22 protein-coding genes and 4 tRNA genes are annotated in these 19,539 nt (G+C 68.4%); 16 read left to right on the plus strand and 10 right to left on the minus strand.

Annotation, left to right across the window (positions count from 1 at the left end):
* Positions 1 to 82 precede the first annotated feature (82 nt).
* Positions 83 to 1,648, minus strand: a complete 1,566-nt coding sequence (locus tag DL519_RS39935) for a Na+/H+ antiporter (RefSeq protein ID WP_190822629.1) — start codon at positions 1,646 to 1,648, stop codon at positions 83 to 85.
* 104 nt (positions 1,649 to 1,752) lie between these two features.
* Between DL519_RS39935 and DL519_RS39940 the strand changes: the two genes are divergently transcribed.
* Entirely contained in the window at positions 1,753 to 2,022 is a 270-nt protein-coding gene (locus DL519_RS39940) for a UBP-type zinc finger domain-containing protein (RefSeq protein ID WP_168584669.1), read from the plus strand.
* Between the two features lie 54 nt (positions 2,023 to 2,076).
* On the opposite strand, the gene DL519_RS39945 is transcribed toward DL519_RS39940, so the two are convergent.
* Both DL519_RS39945 and DL519_RS39950 read right to left on the minus strand, forming a co-directional pair.
* Positions 2,077 to 3,576, minus strand: coding sequence for an amino acid permease (locus tag DL519_RS39945; protein WP_190822631.1), 1,500 nt, complete (start codon positions 3,574 to 3,576; stop codon positions 2,077 to 2,079).
* 89 nt (positions 3,577 to 3,665) lie between these two features.
* Positions 3,666 to 4,256, minus strand: coding sequence for a TetR/AcrR family transcriptional regulator (locus tag DL519_RS39950; protein WP_190822632.1), 591 nt, complete (start codon positions 4,254 to 4,256; stop codon positions 3,666 to 3,668).
* A gap of 91 nt (positions 4,257 to 4,347) precedes the next feature.
* On the opposite strand from DL519_RS39950, the gene DL519_RS39955 reads away from it, so the two are divergent.
* On the plus strand, positions 4,348 to 4,803 hold the full coding sequence (locus DL519_RS39955) for a nuclear transport factor 2 family protein (protein ID WP_190822633.1): 456 nt from the start codon (positions 4,348 to 4,350) through the stop codon (positions 4,801 to 4,803).
* 223 nt (positions 4,804 to 5,026) lie between these two features.
* Here DL519_RS39955 and DL519_RS39965 read toward each other — a convergent pair whose 3' ends face one another.
* Positions 5,027 to 5,434 (minus strand): hypothetical protein, encoded by a 408-nt coding sequence (locus DL519_RS39965; protein ID WP_190822635.1) that lies wholly within the window; start codon positions 5,432 to 5,434, stop codon positions 5,027 to 5,029.
* A 404-nt stretch (positions 5,435 to 5,838) separates the two neighbouring features.
* On the opposite strand from DL519_RS39965, the gene DL519_RS39970 reads away from it, so the two are divergent.
* On the plus strand, positions 5,839 to 6,258 hold the full coding sequence (locus DL519_RS39970) for a hypothetical protein (protein ID WP_190822637.1): 420 nt from the start codon (positions 5,839 to 5,841) through the stop codon (positions 6,256 to 6,258).
* On the opposite strand, the gene DL519_RS39975 is transcribed toward DL519_RS39970, so the two are convergent.
* Positions 6,206 to 6,985 (minus strand): cupin domain-containing protein, encoded by a 780-nt coding sequence (locus DL519_RS39975; protein ID WP_190822639.1) that lies wholly within the window; start codon positions 6,983 to 6,985, stop codon positions 6,206 to 6,208. The genes DL519_RS39970 and DL519_RS39975 overlap by 53 nt on opposite strands.
* A gap of 106 nt (positions 6,986 to 7,091) precedes the next feature.
* A complete protein-coding gene (locus tag DL519_RS39980) occupies positions 7,092 to 8,138 on the minus strand; it encodes an LLM class F420-dependent oxidoreductase (protein ID WP_190822641.1) in 1,047 nt (348 codons plus the stop codon).
* A 250-nt stretch (positions 8,139 to 8,388) separates the two neighbouring features.
* On the opposite strand from DL519_RS39980, the gene DL519_RS39985 reads away from it, so the two are divergent.
* The 6 genes from DL519_RS39985 (at position 8,389) to pepE (ending at position 12,084) form a co-directional block, all read left to right on the plus strand.
* Positions 8,389 to 9,354 (plus strand): Ppx/GppA phosphatase family protein, encoded by a 966-nt coding sequence (locus DL519_RS39985; RefSeq protein WP_190822643.1) that lies wholly within the window; start codon positions 8,389 to 8,391, stop codon positions 9,352 to 9,354.
* Positions 9,355 to 9,470: 116 nt separating this feature from the next.
* Positions 9,471 to 9,860, plus strand: coding sequence for a phage holin family protein (locus DL519_RS39990; protein ID WP_190822645.1), 390 nt, complete (start codon positions 9,471 to 9,473; stop codon positions 9,858 to 9,860).
* 15 nt (positions 9,861 to 9,875) lie between these two features.
* The gene (locus DL519_RS39995) at positions 9,876 to 10,289 is read left to right on the plus strand and encodes an ESX secretion-associated protein EspG (protein ID WP_223840437.1); all 414 of its coding nucleotides are present in this window, start codon (positions 9,876 to 9,878) and stop codon (positions 10,287 to 10,289) included.
* 148 nt (positions 10,290 to 10,437) lie between these two features.
* A complete protein-coding gene (locus DL519_RS40000; protein ID WP_190822649.1) occupies positions 10,438 to 10,716 on the plus strand; it encodes a type II toxin-antitoxin system Phd/YefM family antitoxin in 279 nt (92 codons plus the stop codon).
* A 16-nt stretch (positions 10,717 to 10,732) separates the two neighbouring features.
* The gene (locus tag DL519_RS40005) at positions 10,733 to 11,113 is read left to right on the plus strand and encodes a type II toxin-antitoxin system VapC family toxin (RefSeq protein WP_223840438.1); all 381 of its coding nucleotides are present in this window, start codon (positions 10,733 to 10,735) and stop codon (positions 11,111 to 11,113) included.
* Positions 11,114 to 11,364: 251 nt separating this feature from the next.
* On the plus strand, positions 11,365 to 12,084 hold the full coding sequence (gene pepE / locus DL519_RS40010; RefSeq protein WP_190822651.1) for a dipeptidase PepE: 720 nt from the start codon (positions 11,365 to 11,367) through the stop codon (positions 12,082 to 12,084).
* On the opposite strand, the gene DL519_RS40015 is transcribed toward pepE, so the two are convergent.
* Both DL519_RS40015 and DL519_RS47820 read right to left on the minus strand, forming a co-directional pair.
* Positions 12,072 to 12,728, minus strand: a complete 657-nt coding sequence (locus DL519_RS40015; protein WP_223840061.1) for a DMT family transporter — start codon at positions 12,726 to 12,728, stop codon at positions 12,072 to 12,074. The two genes, pepE and DL519_RS40015, sit on opposite strands and share 13 nt — an antisense overlap.
* A 39-nt stretch (positions 12,729 to 12,767) precedes the next feature.
* A complete protein-coding gene (locus DL519_RS47820) occupies positions 12,768 to 13,010 on the minus strand; it encodes a hypothetical protein (RefSeq protein ID WP_223840062.1) in 243 nt (80 codons plus the stop codon).
* A gap of 66 nt (positions 13,011 to 13,076) precedes the next feature.
* Between DL519_RS47820 and DL519_RS40020 the strand changes: the two genes are divergently transcribed.
* Together DL519_RS40020 and DL519_RS40025 are read left to right on the plus strand one after the other, a co-directional pair.
* Entirely contained in the window at positions 13,077 to 13,871 is a 795-nt protein-coding gene (locus DL519_RS40020) for a LysR substrate-binding domain-containing protein (RefSeq protein ID WP_190822653.1), read from the plus strand.
* 479 nt (positions 13,872 to 14,350) lie between these two features.
* A complete protein-coding gene (locus DL519_RS40025) occupies positions 14,351 to 15,280 on the plus strand; it encodes a C39 family peptidase (protein ID WP_223840063.1) in 930 nt (309 codons plus the stop codon).
* A 466-nt stretch (positions 15,281 to 15,746) separates the two neighbouring features.
* Here DL519_RS40025 and DL519_RS40030 read toward each other — a convergent pair.
* Together DL519_RS40030 and DL519_RS40035 are read right to left on the minus strand one after the other, a co-directional pair.
* A tRNA-Val gene (locus tag DL519_RS40030) sits at positions 15,747 to 15,818 on the minus strand.
* 57 nt (positions 15,819 to 15,875) lie between these two features.
* Entirely contained in the window at positions 15,876 to 16,358 is a 483-nt protein-coding gene (locus DL519_RS40035; RefSeq protein ID WP_317891448.1) for a TIGR02611 family protein, read from the minus strand.
* A gap of 841 nt (positions 16,359 to 17,199) precedes the next feature.
* Between DL519_RS40035 and DL519_RS40040 the strand changes: the two genes are divergently transcribed.
* The 5 genes from DL519_RS40040 (at position 17,200) to DL519_RS40060 (ending at position 19,526) form a co-directional block, all read left to right on the plus strand.
* A complete protein-coding gene (locus DL519_RS40040) occupies positions 17,200 to 17,625 on the plus strand; it encodes an SsgA family sporulation/cell division regulator (protein WP_190822655.1) in 426 nt (141 codons plus the stop codon).
* A 141-nt stretch (positions 17,626 to 17,766) separates the two neighbouring features.
* Positions 17,767 to 17,839, plus strand: a tRNA-Gly gene (locus DL519_RS40045).
* Positions 17,840 to 17,886: 47 nt separating this feature from the next.
* Positions 17,887 to 17,958: transfer RNA gene (locus DL519_RS40050), tRNA-Cys, on the plus strand.
* A 1-nt stretch (position 17,959) separates the two neighbouring features.
* Positions 17,960 to 18,034: transfer RNA gene (locus DL519_RS40055), tRNA-Val, on the plus strand.
* Positions 18,035 to 18,758: 724 nt separating this feature from the next.
* Entirely contained in the window at positions 18,759 to 19,526 is a 768-nt protein-coding gene (locus DL519_RS40060; protein WP_223840064.1) for a hypothetical protein, read from the plus strand.
* Positions 19,527 to 19,539 lie beyond the last annotated feature (13 nt).

The raw sequence follows: 19,539 nt of genomic DNA on the forward strand, positions 1-19,539 counted from the left end.
CCCGGACCGGAAGTTCCCACGTGCCGGTTCCTCTGAGGTTCCGCTACCCGCGCCGCCACGCAAAATGAGCCGGATATTCGTTTCAGTCGCGGGAGAGCCAGAGTTCTTCTAGGTCGAGCTGGTGCATGACGCGGCGCAGGACCTCGTCGTCGATGCGGCGGTTGTCGCGGAACCGGACGAAGACCGCCCGCTCCGCGGCCAGCATCTCGCCCCGCAGGCGGCGGTACGCCGCAGTCGGGCTCTCGCCGACTTCGTCGGCCGACCTGCCCAGCCGTTCCCACGCCTGGTTGCTGCGCTGCTGCGCAGAGCGGCGCAGGCGCTCCGCGACGTCGCCGGGCGGCTCGGCTTCCGCGGTGAGTTCGTCGAGCCGCTCCCGCCCGGCGCGGGCCGCATTGTGCTGGGCTTCGGCCTCGGCGAGCGCGTCGGTGTAGTCCTCGGTGCCCCGTACCCCGAAGAAGCCGATGAGCCAGGGAAGCGTCGTGCCGTGCAGCAGCAGCGTCGCCAGCGTCACGAAGAACGTCAGGAACAGGACCTCGTCGCGGTGCGGGAACGGCGCACCGGTCAGCGTCACCGTGGGGATCGCGGAGGCGGCGGCCAACGACACCACGCCCCGCATCCCAGCCCACGACACGATCACCTTGAGTCGCCAGTCCGGGCTGCGGCGGCGGAGCAGGTCCGGCAGGTACATCACCAGGAAAACCCATGCGCCGCGCGCGAGCATCACCCCGGCGGTGAGCGCGAGCCCGACGACGACGAGCGGCCCGAAGCCGGTCGACACGCTCTCCGCGACGCTGCGCAGCTGCAGGCCGATCAACGCGAACACGACCGCTTCGAGCAGCGTGTCCGCCGCGTTCCACACCGCCCGGTCCTGCAGCCGCGTCGCGGCGCTGCCGGACGGCGAGCGATGCCCCAGGTACAGCCCGGCCACCACGACGGCCAGCACCCCGGAGGCGTGCACCTCCTCGGCGAGCAGGTAGGCGAAGAACGGCACGATCAGCCCTACCGCGCTTTCCAGCATGTCGTCGCGCAGCAGCCGCCGGAGCCGGTGCACCACCCAGCCGATGACGTAGCCGATCACCACGCCGCCGACCGCGGCCAGCAGGAACATGCCGACCCCGGTCAGCAGGGAATAGCCGGTGCCGATCGCGGCGGCCACGGCCACCCGGTAGGCGGTCAGCGCGGTGGCGTCGTTGACCAGGCTCTCGCCGCTGAGCACCGTCATGATCTTGCGCGGCAGCCCCAGCCGGCGGCCGATCGAGGTGGCCGCGACCGCGTCCGGCGGCGCGATGACCGCGCCGAGCACCAGCGCCACGCTCAGCGGCATGCCCGGCACCAGCCACCAGGCGATCACCCCGGCGACCGCCGTGCTGAACAGCACCAACCCGAACGCGAGCAGCCCGATCGGCCGCAGGTTGGCGCGAATCCCGATGGTGGAGCTGTTCAGCGCGGCCGAGTACAGCAGCGGCGGCAAGATCAGCAGCAGCACCACGTTCGGATCGATGGTGTAGTCCGGCACGCCGGGTATGGACGACACGGCCAGGCCCACCACGACGAGCGCCAGCGGCGCGGAGAACCCGATCCGGCGGGCGAGGGCGGTCACGGCGAGCGCCCCGGCGAGCAGGGCCATCAACGCGGGTAGGTCGTGCATGCTCTCTCCGGTCAGCGTCTGCGGATGCGGCAGCCGATGGTTACGTTCGAAAGCACATTGTCGTTCGAGCCGCAGACCGCGCGCTCACCACCTGGAGGTTCCGAATGTCCGGCAGTTGTGCGCACTTGCAGGCCGCGGCCGACCGCAAGCCTGCGCCCAGTCGCGAGGACGGCTGCGAGGACTGCCTCGCGGCCGGCCTGCACGTGTGGGCGCACCTGCGGGTCTGCACGCAGTGCGGGCACGTGGGGTGCTGCGACTCCAGCCCGAACCGGCACGCCACGGCCCACTTCCACCAGACCGCCCACCCGGTGATCCGCTCCTTCGAACCGGGCGAGTCCTGGAGCTGGTGCTACCTGGACGAACAGCTCGGGTGAGCGGGGCTCGTGAGTGGTCGTTCCGGTAAGAACCGGAATGACCACTCACGAGACTCAGGCCTCGTCGGCGCCCTCCCCGACGGTCTCGCTCTTGCCGAGCCTGCTGTTCTTCCTGCTGAACACGAAGTAGACGACCAAGCCGATCAGCATCCAGATGCCGAACCGGATCCACGTCCAGCCGACGAGGTTGAGCATCAGGTACAGGCAGGCGGCCGCAGCCAGGATCGGGACCACCGGCACCCACGGCACCCGGAAGGACCGCGGCAGGTCCGGCCGGGTGCGGCGCAGCACCAGGACGCCGATGGACACCAGGACGAACGCGAACAGGGTGCCGATGTTGGTCATCTCGGCGAGCACGTTGATCGGGGTCAGCGAGGCGACGGCCGCCACGACGATCCCGGTGATCACCGTGATCCGGTAGGGCGTGCGGAACTTCGGGTGCACCTTGGCGAACCACACCGGCAGCAGGCCGTCCCGGCTCATCGCGAAGCCGACCCGGGCCTGACCCAGCATGAGGATGAGGATCACCGTGGTCAGCCCGGCGATCGCGCCCAGCGAGACCAGCCCGGCCGCCCACGACGCGCCGATCGCCTGGAATGCGGTGGCCATCGGCGCCGCGGTGTCCAGCTGGTCGTACTTGACGATGCCGGTCATCACCAGGGACACCAGCACGTACAGGATCGAGCAGATGGCCAGCGAGCCGAGGATGCCGATCGGCATGTCGCGCTGCGGCCGGCGGGTCTCCTCCGCGCCGCTGGCGACGATGTCGAAGCCGATGTAGGCGAAGAACACCAGCGCGGCACCCGCCACCAGGCCGCTGAGCCCGAACGAGCCGGTCTGCCCGAAGATCGCGTTGATCAGCGGTTCCTCCAGCGCCGCCCCGGCGGCACCGGGCGCCGCGGGCTGGTGCGGTGGGATGAACGGGCTCCAGTTGGCGGCCTTGATGAAGAACGCGCCGAAGATGATGAAGAACAGCACCACGACGAGCTTGATCGCCACGACCACGTTGGTCACCGAAGCACTCAGCCGGATGCCGACCACCAGGACCCCGGTCAGGATCAGCGCGATGATCGCGCCGGGGAGGTTCACCACGCCCCCGGCTCCCGGGGCGGCGGTGAGCGCCTCGGGCAGCCCAAGGCCGATCGAGTTGAGCGCCGCGACGAAATATCGCGACCAGCCCACCGACACCGTGGAAGCGCCGAGGACGAACTCCAGCATCAGGTCCCAGCCGATGATCCAGGCCAGGAACTCGCCCATCGATGCGTAGGAGAACGTGTACGCCGAGCCGGCCACCGGCACGACCGAGGCGAACTCGGCGTAGCACAGCGCCGCCAGACCGCACGCGATGCCGGAGAAGACGAACGAGATCGCGATGCCCGGCCCGGCGTCGGTGGCCGCGGCCACGCCGGTGAGCACGAAGATGCCGGTGCCGATGATCGCGCCGATGCCGATGCCCAGCAGGTCCACCGCGCGCAGCACGCGGCGCAGGCGGAATTCCGGGGCCTCGGCATCGCGGATGGACTGTTCGACCGATTTGACACGCATGATTGACATGGGTGACCTCCTCACCCGGGTGCCACGGGTGGGCCTGTTGGCCCGCTCGCGCTGCATCCGCGTACCTGAGGACAGGATTGTGTCTCAAGTCACTCCGGGCAAGGCGGCGCAGCGCTCCGTGAGGCAGCCGTGATCAGCACGGCCGCGGCGGCGCGGCCGCTGCGGGCCGGTCCGGGGCTGCCGCCGACGGCTGCTGTGGTGGTCGCGCCGTCGACCAGGACGAGCAGCTGCTCGGCGAGCTCGTCGGGGTCGGCGGCGTCGAGCTCGCCGACCAGTTTCCACAGGTAGCGGCGCAGTTCGTCCTTGTGGTCCCGCGCCGCCGCGGCGACCGCGGGGGAGCTGCCGCCCAGTTCGCCGAAGGAGTTGAGGAACGCGCAGCCCCGGAATCCGGGTTCGTCGAACCAGTCGTGCAGCCAGTCGAAGACCGCGAGCACGGCCTGCTCGGGGCTGCGGTCGCCGCGCGCGACGTACGTGGACAGCGAGGCGCGCCAGCGCGCGTCGCGGCGGCGCAGGTAGGCCTCGACCAGCTCGTCCTTGGACGCGAAGCACTGGTAGAGGCGCTTGAGCGACACCCCGGAGGCGGTGCGCAGCTCGGCCATGCCGACGGCCTGGATGCCGCGTTCGTAGAACAGGGCTTCGGCGGTGTCCAACAGCTTCGACTCGGCCTCGTGGCGCTGCATGGGAGCACTCCGGGGTTGCAGGGAGAACGATCGTTCTCTACTCTAGCGGACATTGCAGAGAATGACCGTTCTCCGGTTGGGAGCCAATGAGATGTCGCGTCCGCCCTTCCCGCCGTTCGACGAGCAGACCGCCGCCCAGAAGGTGCAGGCGGCCGAAGATGCCTGGAACACCCGCGATCCCGAACGCGTCGCGCTGGCGTACACGGCGGACTCCGAGTGGCGGAACCGGGATCGGTTCATCACCGGCCGGGACGAGATCGTTGCCTTCCTGCGCGAGAAGTGGGCGCGCGAACTGGATTACGCGCTGCGCAAGGAGCTCTGGGGCTTCCGCGGCAACCGCATCGCGGTTCGCTTCCAGTACGAATGCCGGGACGCCGCCGGGCAGTGCTGGCGCAGCTACGGCAACGAGCTCTGGGAGTTCACCGAGGACGGGCTGATGAGCCGCCGCGAGGCCAGCATCAACGACGTCCCGATCGCCGCCGCCGAGCGCCGGATCCTCGGGCCCCGTCCGGAATCCGAGCGGGGCGTGCTGCTGCCGATCCGCTGAGTGCCTTCACCGGCGCCGGAAGTACGGAAGGCCGGCGAAGGAGTCCAGCACGTGGCCCGGTTCGCCGGAGGCGGCCGAGAGCGCTCCCGGCGTGAACTTGCCGGTGCGCACCAGCGGGTCAGAGCGTCGCGTCGGCGATCTCGGGTTGAAGCGAACGGACCGTTTGTGTCGTCTATGGGGTGGGCAGTCCGTTCGCGACTCCAGCCCGCCGACCGAATAGCGATCAGTTCTGGCGGCTCGGCGGGTTGGTGCTCCTCCCGAGCTCGTTGAGCGCGTCGAGCGCCGAGGTTTTGGTCTCCTGGTCGATGGCCTTGCCGGCCTCGGGGGACGGCTGGAGCAAGGTGTCCGACGACGGTGCCGCCACGGGTTCGAGATCGGGTCGGGTGCGTTCGCGAGGCCGTTGCGGCTGTTGCGGCCGCGGTCGGGAACGCGGCGGCGCGGGCGGCTGCTCGGCGCGGATGTAGAGGGCTTCCAGGACCAGCACGATGATCCCGACGACCAGCGCGCCGATCGCCAGCCACAGGCTGCTCGGGTCACCGCCGAACCACCACAGCCAGCCCGCGACCCCGCAGGCGGCGCCGGCTGCGATCGCCAGCAGATGGAACAGCAGATGGACGGCGTAACCCCTCACGGCCCGACAACCTCCCCTGAAATCGCGGTCCGTCGACGATTCCGGTTGCTAACACCGGACCTCTGCGGAACACGCGCGCCGTTCGCGGCGGGTTGCCCGGGCATGCGCCGGGTCACGCGGTTGCGTGCCGGAAGTGGTCGGACCGAATCTGATGGTAGCTGCGGATCAGCGCGGTTTGCCCGATCAAGACCAGTACGCCCGATCACAGCACGGCGCAACCTGATCTGATCACTTTTCACCTGTTCGGGCGAGCGGCGCCGTTAGCGCCCGGCGGTCATGAGCGTCACGAATTACGGTGAATCCCCAGGGCCACAGCGGAACCGGCATTGGTGCGGTGCCGGTTCGCGCCGACGGCAAAAGTCGCGCGGAAGTGGTGGTCCGCTGCGTTTCGGGGGGTGGTGCCGGTGATCAATTCACTGGCTGGGTTCGCATTGGCGGCCACGGTCGGCATCGGGGCGATCATCGGAATGTTGATCGCGATGTCCTGGGTGGAGCGCAGGATGCTCGGGTCCGGCGTGCCGCGCCGCGAATCCGTGCACGGCAGACATCGCGGAACCAGCAGGCTCGTCGCCGAATACCGGCAGCAGCGCGCCGTTCTCGGTGCGCGCCCGCGAATCCGGCGCAACGTTCCGGTGCTCTTCACCGTGGTCGCGGCGTTGCTCGCACTCTGCTCCGCCGGAAACGCGGTGCGGATGCCGACCCGGCGCATGGCGGCGGCAGGTGGCCCGGGCGCGATGCGCCGCCCCGGACCCCGGCACTCGTTCGACCGGCCTACCGGACGCGGAAGTCGGCGAAGTCGAAACCGGGCGAAACCACGCAGCTGACCAGCGTTTCCACGGTCGCCGCCGCGTACGCGCGCTGCCAGGTGCCGGCCGGGACGACCGCCTGCGGCGCCTGACCGGCACCCGCGCCGAGCATCACCTGCTCGGGTTCGGCGACGGGGTTCGGCCCGTTCCCGCCCAGCGAAAGCGTCAGCGGCCCGCCCCGGTGCCACAGCCACAGCTCGTCGGAAGCGACGGTGTGCCATGCGGATTGCTGTCCGGGCGGTAGCAGGAAGTAGATCATCGTGGCGGTCGGCCGCAGGCCGCCGTTGTGCTCGATCCCGGCCGGGCTGGCCCAGGTCCGCCGGTACCAGCCGCCCTCCGGATGCGGCAGCAGGTCGAACTCCTCGGCGGTGCGGCTGCGCGTCTCCAAGCTCAGGAACCGGCCCGCGACATCGCGCCGCGCGTAGCGGACGCCGATCACCGACTCCCGCTCCAGCGGCCCGTACACGTGCGGGAACAGCGCGTCCGCCGGCATGCCTTCGGGAGGCGTCGGGTTCGCCGCCTCCCATCGCACCGGCGCGGACAGCTTCGCCGGGTCCAGCTCCAGCGCGATCATCGGTTCGGTCTCGTCGCGGTAGAGGGTGTTCGCCACGGCGAGCGTTGTGCGCACGTCCGGGGAGCAGTGCACGAACCCCTCGGTGTCGAGGCTCGCGGCGCGGATCGGGGAGTCGCGGTCGGCGTGGAAGGTGTTCAGCGGCAGCAGGTGCAGCAGCGTCGATCCAGTCACCCCGACAGTCTCTCCTGATCGGTTGGGTCGACGCGATCTACCACCCGCGTTGCTCCGGCGTAACCAGCTGATAGTGCTCGGAGGTGCCCTTCAACGTTCGTGCCGATCAGACGTCGGCGGCGAGCTGCTTGACCTGCTCGATGAGCTTGGCGCGACCGGCCGCGTCGCCCGCCAGCGGCGTGACGTTGAGGGTCGTGACCCCGGACTCCTTCAGCGCCGCCAGCCGCTCCTTGACGTGGCCCACCGGGCCCACGAGCGACGTCTTCTCCAGCAGCTCGCGGGGCACCGCCGCGGCGGCCTCCTCCTTCTTGCCGCTGAGGTAAAGGTCCTGGATCAGCTCGGCCTCCGCCTCGAAGCCGTAGCGGCGGGCCAGGTTGTTGTAGAAGTTCTTGCCCTTCGCGCCCATCCCGCCGACGTAGAGCGCCAGGTACGGCCGCGCGAAGTCCAGCAGGTCGTCGAGGCCTTCGCCGATGGCCAGCGGTGCCTGGGCGACCACGTCCAGCGTCGGCAGCGACGCGTCGCGCTTCGTCTTGCCAGCCGCCAGCGGCTCGCCCCATACCTCGGCCGCCCGCTCCGGCAGGTAGAAGATCGGCTCCCAGGCCTCGGCGATCTCGGCGACCAGCTCGACGTTCTTCGGACCGATCGCGGCGATCATGATCGGGATCCGGTCGCGCACCGGGTGGTTGATGAGCTTCAGCGGCTTGCCCAGCCCGGTGCCCCGGTCGGCGGGCAGCGGGATGCTGTAGTGCCTTCCCTCGTGCTGCACCTTCTCCCGGCGCCAGACCTGCCGGCAGATGTCGACGATCTCGCGGGTGCGGCCCAGCGGCGCGTGGTAGGGCACCCCGTGGAAGCCCTCGATGACCTGCGGTCCGGACGCGCCGATGCCGAGCGTGAAGCGGCCGTCGGAGACGAAGTCCATGCCCGCCGCGGTCATCGCGGTCAGCGTCGGCGTGCGGGTGTAGATCTGCAGGATGCCGGAGGCGATCTCCAGGCGTTCGGTGCGGGCGGCGATGAAGCCCATCTGGCTCACCGCGTCGAACGAGTAGGCCTCCGGGACGTACACGATGTCCAGCCCGGCCTTCTCGTAGGTGGCCAGGTCGTCGACGGTCTCCTTGAAACCTCCGCTGTAGTTCAGCGGCATCCCGATGCGCATGGGCCGAACCTTTCCGGTCTGTGGCAGCGGCGATGCCGGGGCGTCGGCCGCGCCGCCGAGGGTGTCCCGAGGTTACCGCCGGGTAAACGTCGCCGGGAGTCCCACCGGGGCCGTGAATTGTGACACACATCTCAAGAAAACCTTGGTGTGGCGGGATTTTCGGTCGAAATGACCCCGACAATGGGGACATGCCGTCCATCGAGTCCACCGCGCCGCTCCACGAGCCGCGTGGCGCGCGGGTGGTCGCGGCATGAAGTTGGCTCTGCTGGACATCGGGTCCAATGCTGCGCGCCTGGAGATCGTCGACCTCGACCGGTCCCGCATGCCGCGCGCCGACTGGAGCGTGAAGGCCCGGACCAGGCTCGCCGAGCACACCGGGGCGGACGGACTTGTCACCGAGGCAGGCGTCGAGCTCGCGGTGCGGGCGGTGCAGCACTGCGTGCACGCGGCCGCGGATCAGCGCCCCGACGCGCTGGTCGCTTACGGCACCTCGGCGGTGCGGGACGCGGCCAACGGCTCGGAACTGCGGCAGCGGCTCAGCGATGCGGCCGGGGAGCGGATCGGCGTGCTCAGCCCGCGCGACGAAGCCGCCGTCACATACCACGCCGCCCGGCGCTGGCACGGCCGTTGCGGCCCGACGCTGACCACGGTGGACATCGGCGGCGGCACCATCGACGTGGCCACCGGCATCGGCGGCGAGCCCTCCGACGTGGTCTCGCTGCCGTTCGGCGCGGCCCGGCTGACCAGGCAGTACCTTCCGGACGACCCGCCGCGGCCGAGGCACGTCGACAAGCTCGTCGCGGCGGTCCGCGGCACCATCCCTTCCTCACTGCGCACCTTCGCCGACCGCGACCTCGGGCACCCGGTGGCGCTGTCCAAGGTGCTACGCCAGCTCGCGGTGCTCACCGAGAGCTCGCCGGGCAAGGTGGCCCGCCACCCCGACCGGCTGTCCCGCGCGAAGCTCCGCCCCTGGATCCCGAAGCTGGCCGAGCTGGACCAGAAGCAGCGGGCGGGGCTGCCCGGCGTGTCGCGCAGCCGCGCCCGCCGCATCCTGGCCGGCGCCATCGTCGCCGAGCTGATCCTGCGCACCATCGGCGTGGACGAGCTGGAGATCTGCCCGTGGGGGCTGCGCGAAGGCCTGGTCTTCCGGTTCGCCGAAGCGCACGACGACACCGACGGCGACGCCCTCCAGCTGGTGGCCACGCTCTTCAGCTGACCCTGAGATCACCCCGGGATCACCCGGAGATCGCACCGCGCTGTGAACGCAGCACCCCTGGACGCCGGTAGCGTCGGTGATGTTCGTGGCGGACACCCGCAGGGAGGGGGCGCGTAGTGGCACTTCTGCTGCACATCCTGATCACCATGGTGGCGGTGTGGATCACCACCGCGCTGCCCGGGATCACCCTGGAAGGCGAGGACACCACGGCGAAGATCCTCACGCTGCTGGCGGTGTCGGTGATCTTCGGCATCGTAAACGTGGTGCTCAAGCCGATCGCCAAGACGCTGGGCTGCCTGCTCTACCTGCTGACCCTCGGACTGTTCGGCCTGGTGGTCAACGCGCTGCTGTTCTGGCTGACCAGCTACCTGGCCGGGGAGCTCCGCCTGCCGTTCCACGTCGACGGCTTCTGGCCGGCGTTCTGGGGTGCGCTGATAGTCACGATCGTCAGCAGCGCGCTGGCCGGCATCGTGCGCCGCACCAGGCCGCGGGTGGAGGAACGCTGACGTTCGAGTGGACCCCTGCCAAAACGCAGCGAACCGGGGCCGGAGGTCACCGTGCCCACCTGGGTGCTGGCCGAGGCCGCGAAGCGCGAGGACCGCCAGGTGGACTGGCTCGCCTACGAGCTCAAGCGCCGCCAGGTTCGCCCGGCGGACGCGCAGGCCGTGGGGGACCTGATGCGGCGGGCGGATGGGATGACCGCCAGGCTTTCCGTGGGCTTGCGCGTGGCGGCCGGCGTGGTGCCCAGCGGGCCGTCCGAGATCGAGGTGCACCACGCGCCGACCGGGCGGGCCGCGTTGATCCCGGAGGCACCGGACGACACGTTCACCGTGGTCGCCCCTGCCGGTGCCTACCTGCTCGGCCGGACGCTCCAGGAATACGTCGAGAGCCTGTGGGCGAACACCAGCGAACGCACCCAACCGCGGCCGCGCTAGGCCTATCCGAACCTTCCTCTCGGCAGCCGATCGCCACGCCGCCGGTGATGTGGACGCCGGAAGCCCTGGGCGCCTTCGGCCCCGAAGCCTTCGGACTACCCGGCGCCGCGCCGTAGCCCCGTGTGCTACGGCGCGCTACACTAGCGTCGTGAAGACTATTTCGCAGCGGGAGTTCCGCAATAACTCTGCTGGCGTGATGGACGCGGTGGAGGCGGGGGAGACTTATCACATCACCCGCAATGGTGTGGAAGTTGCGGAACTGCGTCCTCTTCACCGTCGGCGTCGTTTGACCACGGAAGAACTGATCGAGCGGCTTCGGAAGCTGCCTCGTGTCGACTACGCGCGCATGCGGCAGGAAACCGACGAGTTCTTCGGCAGCGAGGACCGGGTTGGCGACGATGACCCCTGGGAGCGCAGCCGTGGTTGACCGCCATCACTCGGGTGTGCTGGACACCTGCACTTTCATCGATCTTGAGCTGCTCGATCCTGCTGTCCTTCCCGTGGAGCCGGAGCTCACCGCGGTCTCGATGGCCGAGTTGCATCAGGGCGTAGCGATGGCGAAGGGCCCCTTGGACAGGGCGGCTCGAATGGAGAGGCTGGGGGTAGCCATTCTCGGATTCGATCCGCTGCCGTTCGACGGTGAAGCGGCTGCGCGCTATGGAACCTTGGTCGCGTTGGTGTTGGCGGCGAATCGAAATCCTCGTCCGCGCAAGATGGATTTGATGATCGCTGCTATCGCGTCAGCGCATGGTTTGCCGCTATATACGCGCAATGCTGATGATTTCAAGGGGCTGGAGAGCATGGTCGCCGTGGTAGCAGTCTGACCTGTGCCCGTGAGGCCTCGGTCGTCTGGTGCGGTGCTGAGGGTCGCCCCGGTGATGCCGATCGGGATCACCGGCGCCACGCCCGCGCTGGCCGAGAAACTGCCGTCCGGGCAGGAGTTCTGGGGCGCCGCCGAGGAGATCGCCAAGCGACCGGGTGCGCGAAGACCTGGACGTGGCGTGCCTGCGGTTGGCAGGATTCGACTTCTGGTGGCGTGCCGGCCTGACCAGCTGCGACGGGAAAGAGGGCAAACGTGGAACTGCTGCTGCTGTCGAGCTCCATGAAGCACGGCACGGGTTTCCTCGAACACGCCATGCCGGCGGTGGCCGAACTGCTGGCGGGGCGCGAGCGGCTGCTGTTCGTCCCGTTCGCCAAGCGCGACCACGACGGCTACACGGCCACCGTGCAGTCCGCGGTCGCGCCGCTCGGGATCACCGTCGACGGCATCCACCAGGCGGATGACCCGGTGGCGGCGGTGCGCGAGGCCCAAGCGGTGTTCATCGGCGGAGGTAACACCTTCCGCCTGCTTTCCACGTTGCACCGCCTCGGCCTGGTCACCGCGCTGCGCGAAGCCGTCCGCGGCGGCACGCCGTACATGGGCGCGAGCGCGGGCACCAACATGGCCTGTCCCAGCCTGCGCACCAGCAACGACATGCCGATCGTGGAGCCGCCGTCGTTCGAGGCGATCGGGCTGGTGCCGTTCCAGATCAACCCGCACTACCAGGACCCCGACCCGGGCAGCACGCACCTGGGCGAGACCCGGGAGCAGCGGATCGAGGAATTCCTGGAGGACAACGACGTTCCGGTGCTGGGCATCCGGGAAGGGGCCTGGCTGCGGGTTCGAGGCGAGCACGCCGAGCTCGGGGGCAGCACCGGGGCGAGGCTGTTCATGCGGGGTGCCGAACCCCGCGAACTCGAGCCCGGCGACGACGCCACGTTCCTCCTGCGCACCGAGCCGCACTACGACGCCTGACGCGCGTCGACCGAGCGCGGCGTCCGGTTGGCGAACCAGATCGCCCCGACCACCAGCGCGCAACCGGTGAGCTGACTGGCGGTAGGGGTCTCGCGCAGCACCAGCATGCCGAGCCCGATGGCCATGACGGGGTGCAACAACAGCAGCGCGGCCGAGGCGTTCGGCGGGAGCCGAGAGGTGCCCCTGCCGATCAGCAGCCACGCGACGACCTGCCCCAACAGCGCCAAGGCGGCGATCCAGCCCCACGAAGCGGCGGGGATGTCCAACGGCAGGCCAGTGACCAGCAGCCCGATCGCGCCCGAGGTGACGGCCGCAGACGCGGTCGACACGCACACCGGCGTGACGAAGTGGAGCGGCGAACGCTCCCCGGCCAGCCGGGTCAGGTACAGGTAGACCGCGTACGCCACCCCGGCGGCGATGCCCAGCACGGTGCCCCGCACCGGGTTGGCGGCCTGCTGGCTCCCGCTGAGCGCGCCGCCGGCGATCGCGAGCCCGCCGAGCATCAGCGGACTCAGGTGCAGGAAGCGCTGCGGAATCTGAGTGCCGCTGAAAATGCGTGCCAGCAAGGGGAAAGCCAGCACCTGGACGTTGATCAGCACGGTTGAGATGGCGGCGCCGACGTCCAGGATGCTGACGGTCCACATCACGTAGTCGATGCCGAGGAAGACGCCGGCGAGCGCGGATCAGGCCTGCAACCGCCACGGCAGGGCCCGGTTGCGGCGTGCCTCGAACAGCAGCATCGGCACGAGCGGCACCAATGCGATGGCGCAGCGCAGGAACGCGGCGGTCCCGGCATCGATGTCGGCGAGCTTGACGAACACGGCCGACGCGGACAGGCAAGCAGCGCCGCTGGTCACCAGCACTGCGGCAGCGGGATCCGGTCCGGTCCGCCGAGCGCGGGCGGGATCTCCCGATGCGGTCTTCACCAGGTCAAAGATGCCAGCGACGATCGAATGGCACTACTCACTGTTTTTACCGAAGAAGCATTAGTCTTGCCGAACGGCAGAGGTATCCGCCTGACCCACGCCGGCCGCCTGCTCGCGGTGTCCGCGAGGGAAATGGTGGCGGCGGCAGCCCGAGCGGAAGCGGATCTCGCGGACCTGGACGGCCTGGTTGCCGGCCCGCTGCGCATCGGAGCAGTCGCTTCAGCCCTGCGTTGCCTGGTGCCGCAGGCGCTGAAGGCACTGACCACCGGGCACCCGAGGCTCGCCCCCGAGGTGCACGACGGAGAAGCGGTACAGATGCTTCCCGCGCTGTGCAACGGAGAACTTGACGTTGTGGTCCTGGAGAGCTGGACCCACTGCCCGACGCCGATCCCGAAGGGAGTCCAAGTCAAAAGGGTGCTGCACGAGCACGCGCTGCTAGCGGTCCCAGCAGACCACCCGCACGCCAACCTGAAGTCGGCGAACCTGGCGGACCTGCAAGACCAGCTGTGGGCCACGTGCCCACCAGGCACGGACACCTACGAGGCACTGGTCCAACTACTGCGGACGAACGACCACCACGAGATCGACATCCGCTACTACGTGGCGGACGGTGCCACTCAGCTGAGACTGGTGGCGGCAGGCCTAGCGGTAGCCCTGATCCCGGAGATGGTCGCGACCCCAACTCCATCAGGCGTAACGCTGCTCCCTTGCGAACCGGGAGCAACGAGAAACATCCTGGCGGCGACGAAGAAGGCCGACGAAACGCCCCAAGCCCGAGCCTGCACGAGAGAGCTCCGGGAAATAGCCCGCGCAACCTGGAGGCGAGATCGGCTGCAGGGGGCTCCCAATATCATCAATTAGCTGCTCGGGGCCCTTGTGCCGAGCCTCACGGTCGCGTTTTAGCCGATCTTCGCGGACGGGTGAGCGGGAAGTCGATCTGGGCCCGGACGGCCTGAGGGCAGGTGCCGCCGATCGTTGCCGGGGTGCCGGTTTCGCCCGGTGCGCCTTGATTGTCCCCATGTCGCGTGCACGCCCGTTATCAGCGCAAATGCCGCCCGGATCCGTAGCGGCGAAAGGCTCGGTGCCCGAATCTGGCGCGCTTGCTCCGGGGCCTGCTCGGCTCCCGTTCGGCGATTTCCCGCTTCAGCAGCGATTGCTACGGAGAGGAGCCGATCAAGAGGTAATCGCTGGTCCGATCAGGTGACGCGGTTGAAGCATCCATAACACTTAGTTACGGTCGGCGGCAGTGCATCGCGATCCGGTCACGAGGTCTCGACCGCGAGAGGACACCGCACCCCCGGCGGTGGCGACCGGATCTCCCCCGACGTGGAAAGGCATACGTGCACAAGCATCGCAACGCGGGCGGTCACACCCCGAAGGCCGCGATCCGCGCACTCGTTGACAGGTTCCACCCGAACTCGGGCGGTGGCGCTCCGTCTCGCAAGGTGTCCGGCAAGGTCCTCTCGGCGGTCGTCGCCGGTGGCGCGATCGTGGCGGTCGGCCATCCGCTGGTAGCGGGCGCGGCTCCGGTTCCGGCGCCCGCCCAGGTCCGCGCCGCCGACACCGCGGTGCAGGCTCCGGCAGCGCCTCCCGCTCTGGCAGCACCTGCGGCTCCTCCGGCCCCTGCTGATGCTCCGGCTCCGGCGGCTCCTCCGGCACCTGCTGATGCTCCCGCTCCGGCGGCTCCTCCGGCACCTGCGGCTCCGGCACCGGAGGCACCGAGCGCTCCAGCGGTCGTTCCTCAGGCCGTCTCCAAGTCCGTCCCAGTCGATTACCAGGCGCAGCAGACCAGCTACTGGTGTGGCCCCACGGCGACCCGGATCGCGCTGTCCAGCAAGACCGACAAGCTGCCGGACCAGGGTTCGCTCGCGACCGAACTCGGCACCACCGAGAACGGCACGGACCACATCGGCCAGGTCGTCGACGGGCTCAACAGGGAGCTGGCAGGAACCGGCACCCACTACGTCACCCGGGACTGGGGCGACCGCCCACTGACTCCGGAGATGACCCAGCAGCTGTGGTCGGACACGGTCCGCAACGTCGACGCCGGCAAGGCGATGGTCGCCAACATCGTCGCGATGTCCGGCAACCAGCCACCCGGCTACCCGTCGAGCGAGACGATCTACCACTACGTGGCGATCGTCGGCTACAACGCGGCGGACAAGACGGTGCACATCTCCGACCCCGCCCGGTTCAGCGGAATCGAGGACTACTGGCTGAGCCTCGACCAGATCGCCTCGCTGATCCAGTCCAAGGGCTACGCCGCCTGACGAACACCGCATGCCGCGTGAGAAGTGAAGGCCCACCCATCCAGGGGGCCTTCACTTCTCGGTGCGCGGGCGAGGCCGTCGCGAGACCTCACATTCCAGGAGCCTGCGCCGTCGGATTGTTGAAACCACCGGGACCGTCGCCAGAAGAGCTGGTTGCGGTCACAATTCTCGGGGTATCTCGATTCCGGTCAACCCGGCAAACCTTCAAGTTGTCTGGCTCGCGTCGGACAAGGACCAGCCTGCCTGATCGTTCATCCGAGAAAGCCACTTGGGTTGGATGATGACGTCTTACGTTCTCATCCAACCCCGATTCGAAAACCCAGGCCGGGGAAACGTTCCCAAGCGCGAGGAGCGAATGAAGATCTCCACCGCACCGTGGGGGCTTGGGGGGTTCGACCCCCCAGAATAATCAACAAGAAAGTCCCCGTCTGCGCTCTCGGCAGACGGGGACTCCCCAATTTTCGCGTGGGCGATACTGGGATCGAACCAGTGACCTCTTCGGTGTGAACGAAGCGCTCTCCCCCTGAGCTAATCGCCCTTGTTCTGTTGTCTCGTCCCCGTTTCCGGGGACGAGAAGAACAATACACGATCGTTTTCAGGACCTGAACAGGGGGGAGGCCAACCAGTTCCAGTGCAGGCCGAGCCAGCCGCCGACGGTGTTGAACACGCCCAGCATCCACAGCGTCGTGAGGACGACGAGGCAGGTGGCGCCCATTACGGCGAGCTTGGTGGCGAGGTGTTGGCGGCCGAGCCAGCGCACCCAGCGCTGGTAGTGCCGCTTGGCAAAGGTGTTGACGCGGTGGGCCCAGTGGAACTCGGTGGCGAGGATGCCGAGGCCGGCGAAGACGACGAGCCAGCCGGGGCCGGGATAGGGGATCATCAGGATGCCGGCGACGAGCACGAAGGTGCCGAAGACGCCGAGCGCGATCCGGTAGCTGGTGTTCAGCCCGGGCTTGCGGCGGATGCGTTCGCGGAAGGCACGCAGGCGTTCCCGGATGGCGTGCAGCCGGGGCGTGTGCTGGCGGTCGGCGGGTTCCGTGCTGGTGTTGCGGGGGTCCGACTCGGCTGTCTCGTTCAGGGTTGTCCACCTGCCGGTTGCGAACGTTCGTCATGTTCTGCCGGTTGTGGCCGCGCCGTTCGCGGTGTCCGGTCTGGGCCAGAATACGGGCCTTGTCCGGGTGGGACCGTGCCGTGGGTCACCGCGTGTCAAGCGGGCATTCGGGCGTCGTGGGTTTGTCAGGCCCTCCGAAGTGTGATCGGGATCATCGACGGTTGTGCGCGACGTTGGGCCTTTCGGCCCTGTTGTGGCCCTTCGATCCTGGTCACATTGTGACGCCACTCTCGACAGGGCGTTCGACGTACGCGTGGTTGGTTACGGAGGAGATGCAAGCCATTAGCCCGATATGGGGAACTGTGGTGGCGAGCGTCTCACCGGCTGGTCGCGCTGCGAGAATGGCGGGCGGTTCGGTCGCCTATTCTCGAGTGGACGTCAGGCGAGCTCGACGAAGTGGGAAACCCGGTGGTCAGCCGGGCGCGGCGGCGAGTTCCGCAAGGCGAGGGCGGCGGAATCGAAGGCTCGGTGCAAGAGCGGTTCGCTCGGTTACGGAATGTAGCGGAGCTTGGTCACTGGGTAGGTGCCGGTCCTGCGACTCAACGTCCTCTGTCGGTGTTCGCGACGGATCTTCTTCCGGTGTGGACAACGGATCCGGTCTGTCTCGCAATGGGGCGGCCGGCCTGCGGTCCACTCCGGTACCGGAGCCGGTTGAACACGCTGTGCGTTCGCGTGATTGCCCAGCGAAGTGGGGCCTGCCCCGTATGGGTGGTCTATGCGGTAGTTGCGAGCGTATCGGCCCGATGAGGCGTCACAACTATGTTGCTCGGTCGATAAACGGACCGGGAGGAGCAGGAAGGGGAGGACAATGCGTAACGATCATGTGACACTGCGTTCGACAGCTGTGTTCGAACTGTTGGCTCCGCAGACACCGGCCGTGCCGGTCCAGGTCGAGCTGCGCTACGACACCCGGGACCCGTACGCGGTGGTGGCTGCGTTCCGCACCGGACGCGCCGGCTGGGTCGAGTGGGTGTTCGCCCGCGACCTGCTCGCCGACGGTCTGATCGCGCACGCCGGCGAGGGCGACGTGACGATCCGCCCGGCCCTCGACGCCCCGGAGGTCGTGGCGATCGAGCTGAGCTCGCCGTCGGGCCACGCGGTGTTCGAGGCCTCGGCGCAGGAGTTGGCCGACTTCCTCGACCGCACCTATGACGTCGTGGTGCCTGGCAACGAGAACCTGTGGGTCGACGTGGACGAGGCGCTGACCCGGCTGCTGCCCCACGACCTGGGCTGATCTGGGAGAACGTCGGCTCGGCGCGGTCTCGTTCCGGCCGGGTGGACCCCCCTTTGATCGTGGTCGTGGGAGTGGTCTAGAGTTCACTGTGCAACGCGGCGGACGGGCCCGGAAGATCCCGGACTTTGAAGTCGCAGGCAGGCGGACGTAGCGCAGCTGGTAGCGCATCACCTTGCCAAGGTGAGGGTCGCGGGTTCGAATCCCGTCGTCCGCTCTGGATTCTCTGGCGGTCCAGCCGACTTCGGTATGGATGCGGAGTCCGGCGGAGTGGCCGAGTGGTTTAGGCAAGGGCCTGCAAAGCCCTGTACGCGGGTTCGATTCCCGCCTCCGCCTCGCGCGATTAGCTCAGTGGGAGAGCGCTACCTTGACACGGTAGAGGTCACTGGTTCAATCCCAGTATCGCGCACCAGTTATATACACAGCTCACAGTCCCTCCGGTGGTCATCGTCGGCAGGGGCTGTGTTGCGTAGGAGGTCTCGCGACGGTGGTATGACTGTGGCGTACGCGGCGGTTTGAACGTCGCATGGGGTCGACGCGGTGGTGGTCTTGGGGCGAGGTTGTGACGGCGTCGAATCCGGGGCCGTTCTGGCAAGGGCATGACCTGCTGTTTTTGTTAGAGTGTTCCCGACTCGCTGGGTGGTCTGAGCGAGGTTTCAGGATGTTGCGTCAACGTTAGCGGCATGATCGTTTGACCGTGAGCTGACCACCTGCCGTGCCGGCTGGGGACGGTATACGCGTCGTTGCGCTTTGCTGTCTGTGGAATTCGCATGGTCTCTTATTCGTTCGGCGTTGCATTCTCCGAGTTCGTCGTCGACGGCTACGCTGTTCTAGCCCTTGGTCTGGCAATCGGCCTGGGTTCGATGCGGTCGTTTGTCAAGGAAGGCGAGTCGGTTTGGTGGACGGACCGGATCGGCTCATGCCAGCGCCCCTGGCATAGCCGTTCGCTGGGTATCGTGACCCAGATTGGGCTGGACATCGGAGACCGCCGGACACGCGCACACCACGGTTCCAGGTGTCACCGAGTCGTCCGCTCTGCGGCAGGCGCGCTCGACATGGCACGACTACGCTGAGAAAAGTGCGCCTTGTCGCTCACGGGGCGCTCAACGTCTTACAAGCACGGAGGAGGGGCTCCGATGGCCGCGAAGACGGAAGGAACCGAGTCAGCTCAGCCGAAGCGGCCGGGTATGGCGGATGGGGTGTGTAGCGAGTTCACCGTTTTTACGAAGATCAAGCCGGGCCACGCGGATGCGCTGGGCAAGGACCTCGCCGACATTGAGAGCGGATCGTCTACGGAGGAGAATCGAGCAGCGTTGAACGAGATTGGCACGTTGCACGACGCGCGGCATGTGATCTTCGACGACGATACCCGGTTCATGTTCGCCAGCGTGTTCGACGGGTCCTGGGACACCTACATCGACGATTTCGCCAAGACGGTCGTCGGGGCGAATTTCGAGAAGATCTTCTCGCACGCGGAAGGGTTCCCCGGCATCGCCGATCCCAACGTGAAGGACTGGTTCGTCGCTCACCAGGCGCCCGCGGGCCTCTTCGTCAGCTCCTACCCGGATCTCACCGTCCAACAGATCTGGAAGGACCAACGCGTGAACGAGGCGTTCCAGGCGGTGCTCGACACCCCGAGTTCCGGGCGGCGCTCGACGATCCGGCCAACGCGGCGCTGCTGGCCACGCCGGCCTTCCAGAAGCTGCTCGACGAAGCCGCGGGCTAACGCCGAGGAACCTTCCCCCGAGTCGATCACAGGTCCTCATCGGCCGATTCCGGTCGGCAGGTCGTGGCGCGAAGGCCTCGGCGGTCAACCGAGGCTCGGAATGGAAAAGCCAGGTCGCGGTGGCGGGCGGGGGTGCGTGCCAGCCGCGCGGGGTTATCCGAGTTGTGCGGGGACCTGATACGGGGGACAAC

This window comes from Saccharopolyspora pogona (assembly GCF_014697215.1).
Lineage (GTDB): Bacteria > Actinomycetota > Actinomycetes > Mycobacteriales > Pseudonocardiaceae > Saccharopolyspora > Saccharopolyspora hattusasensis.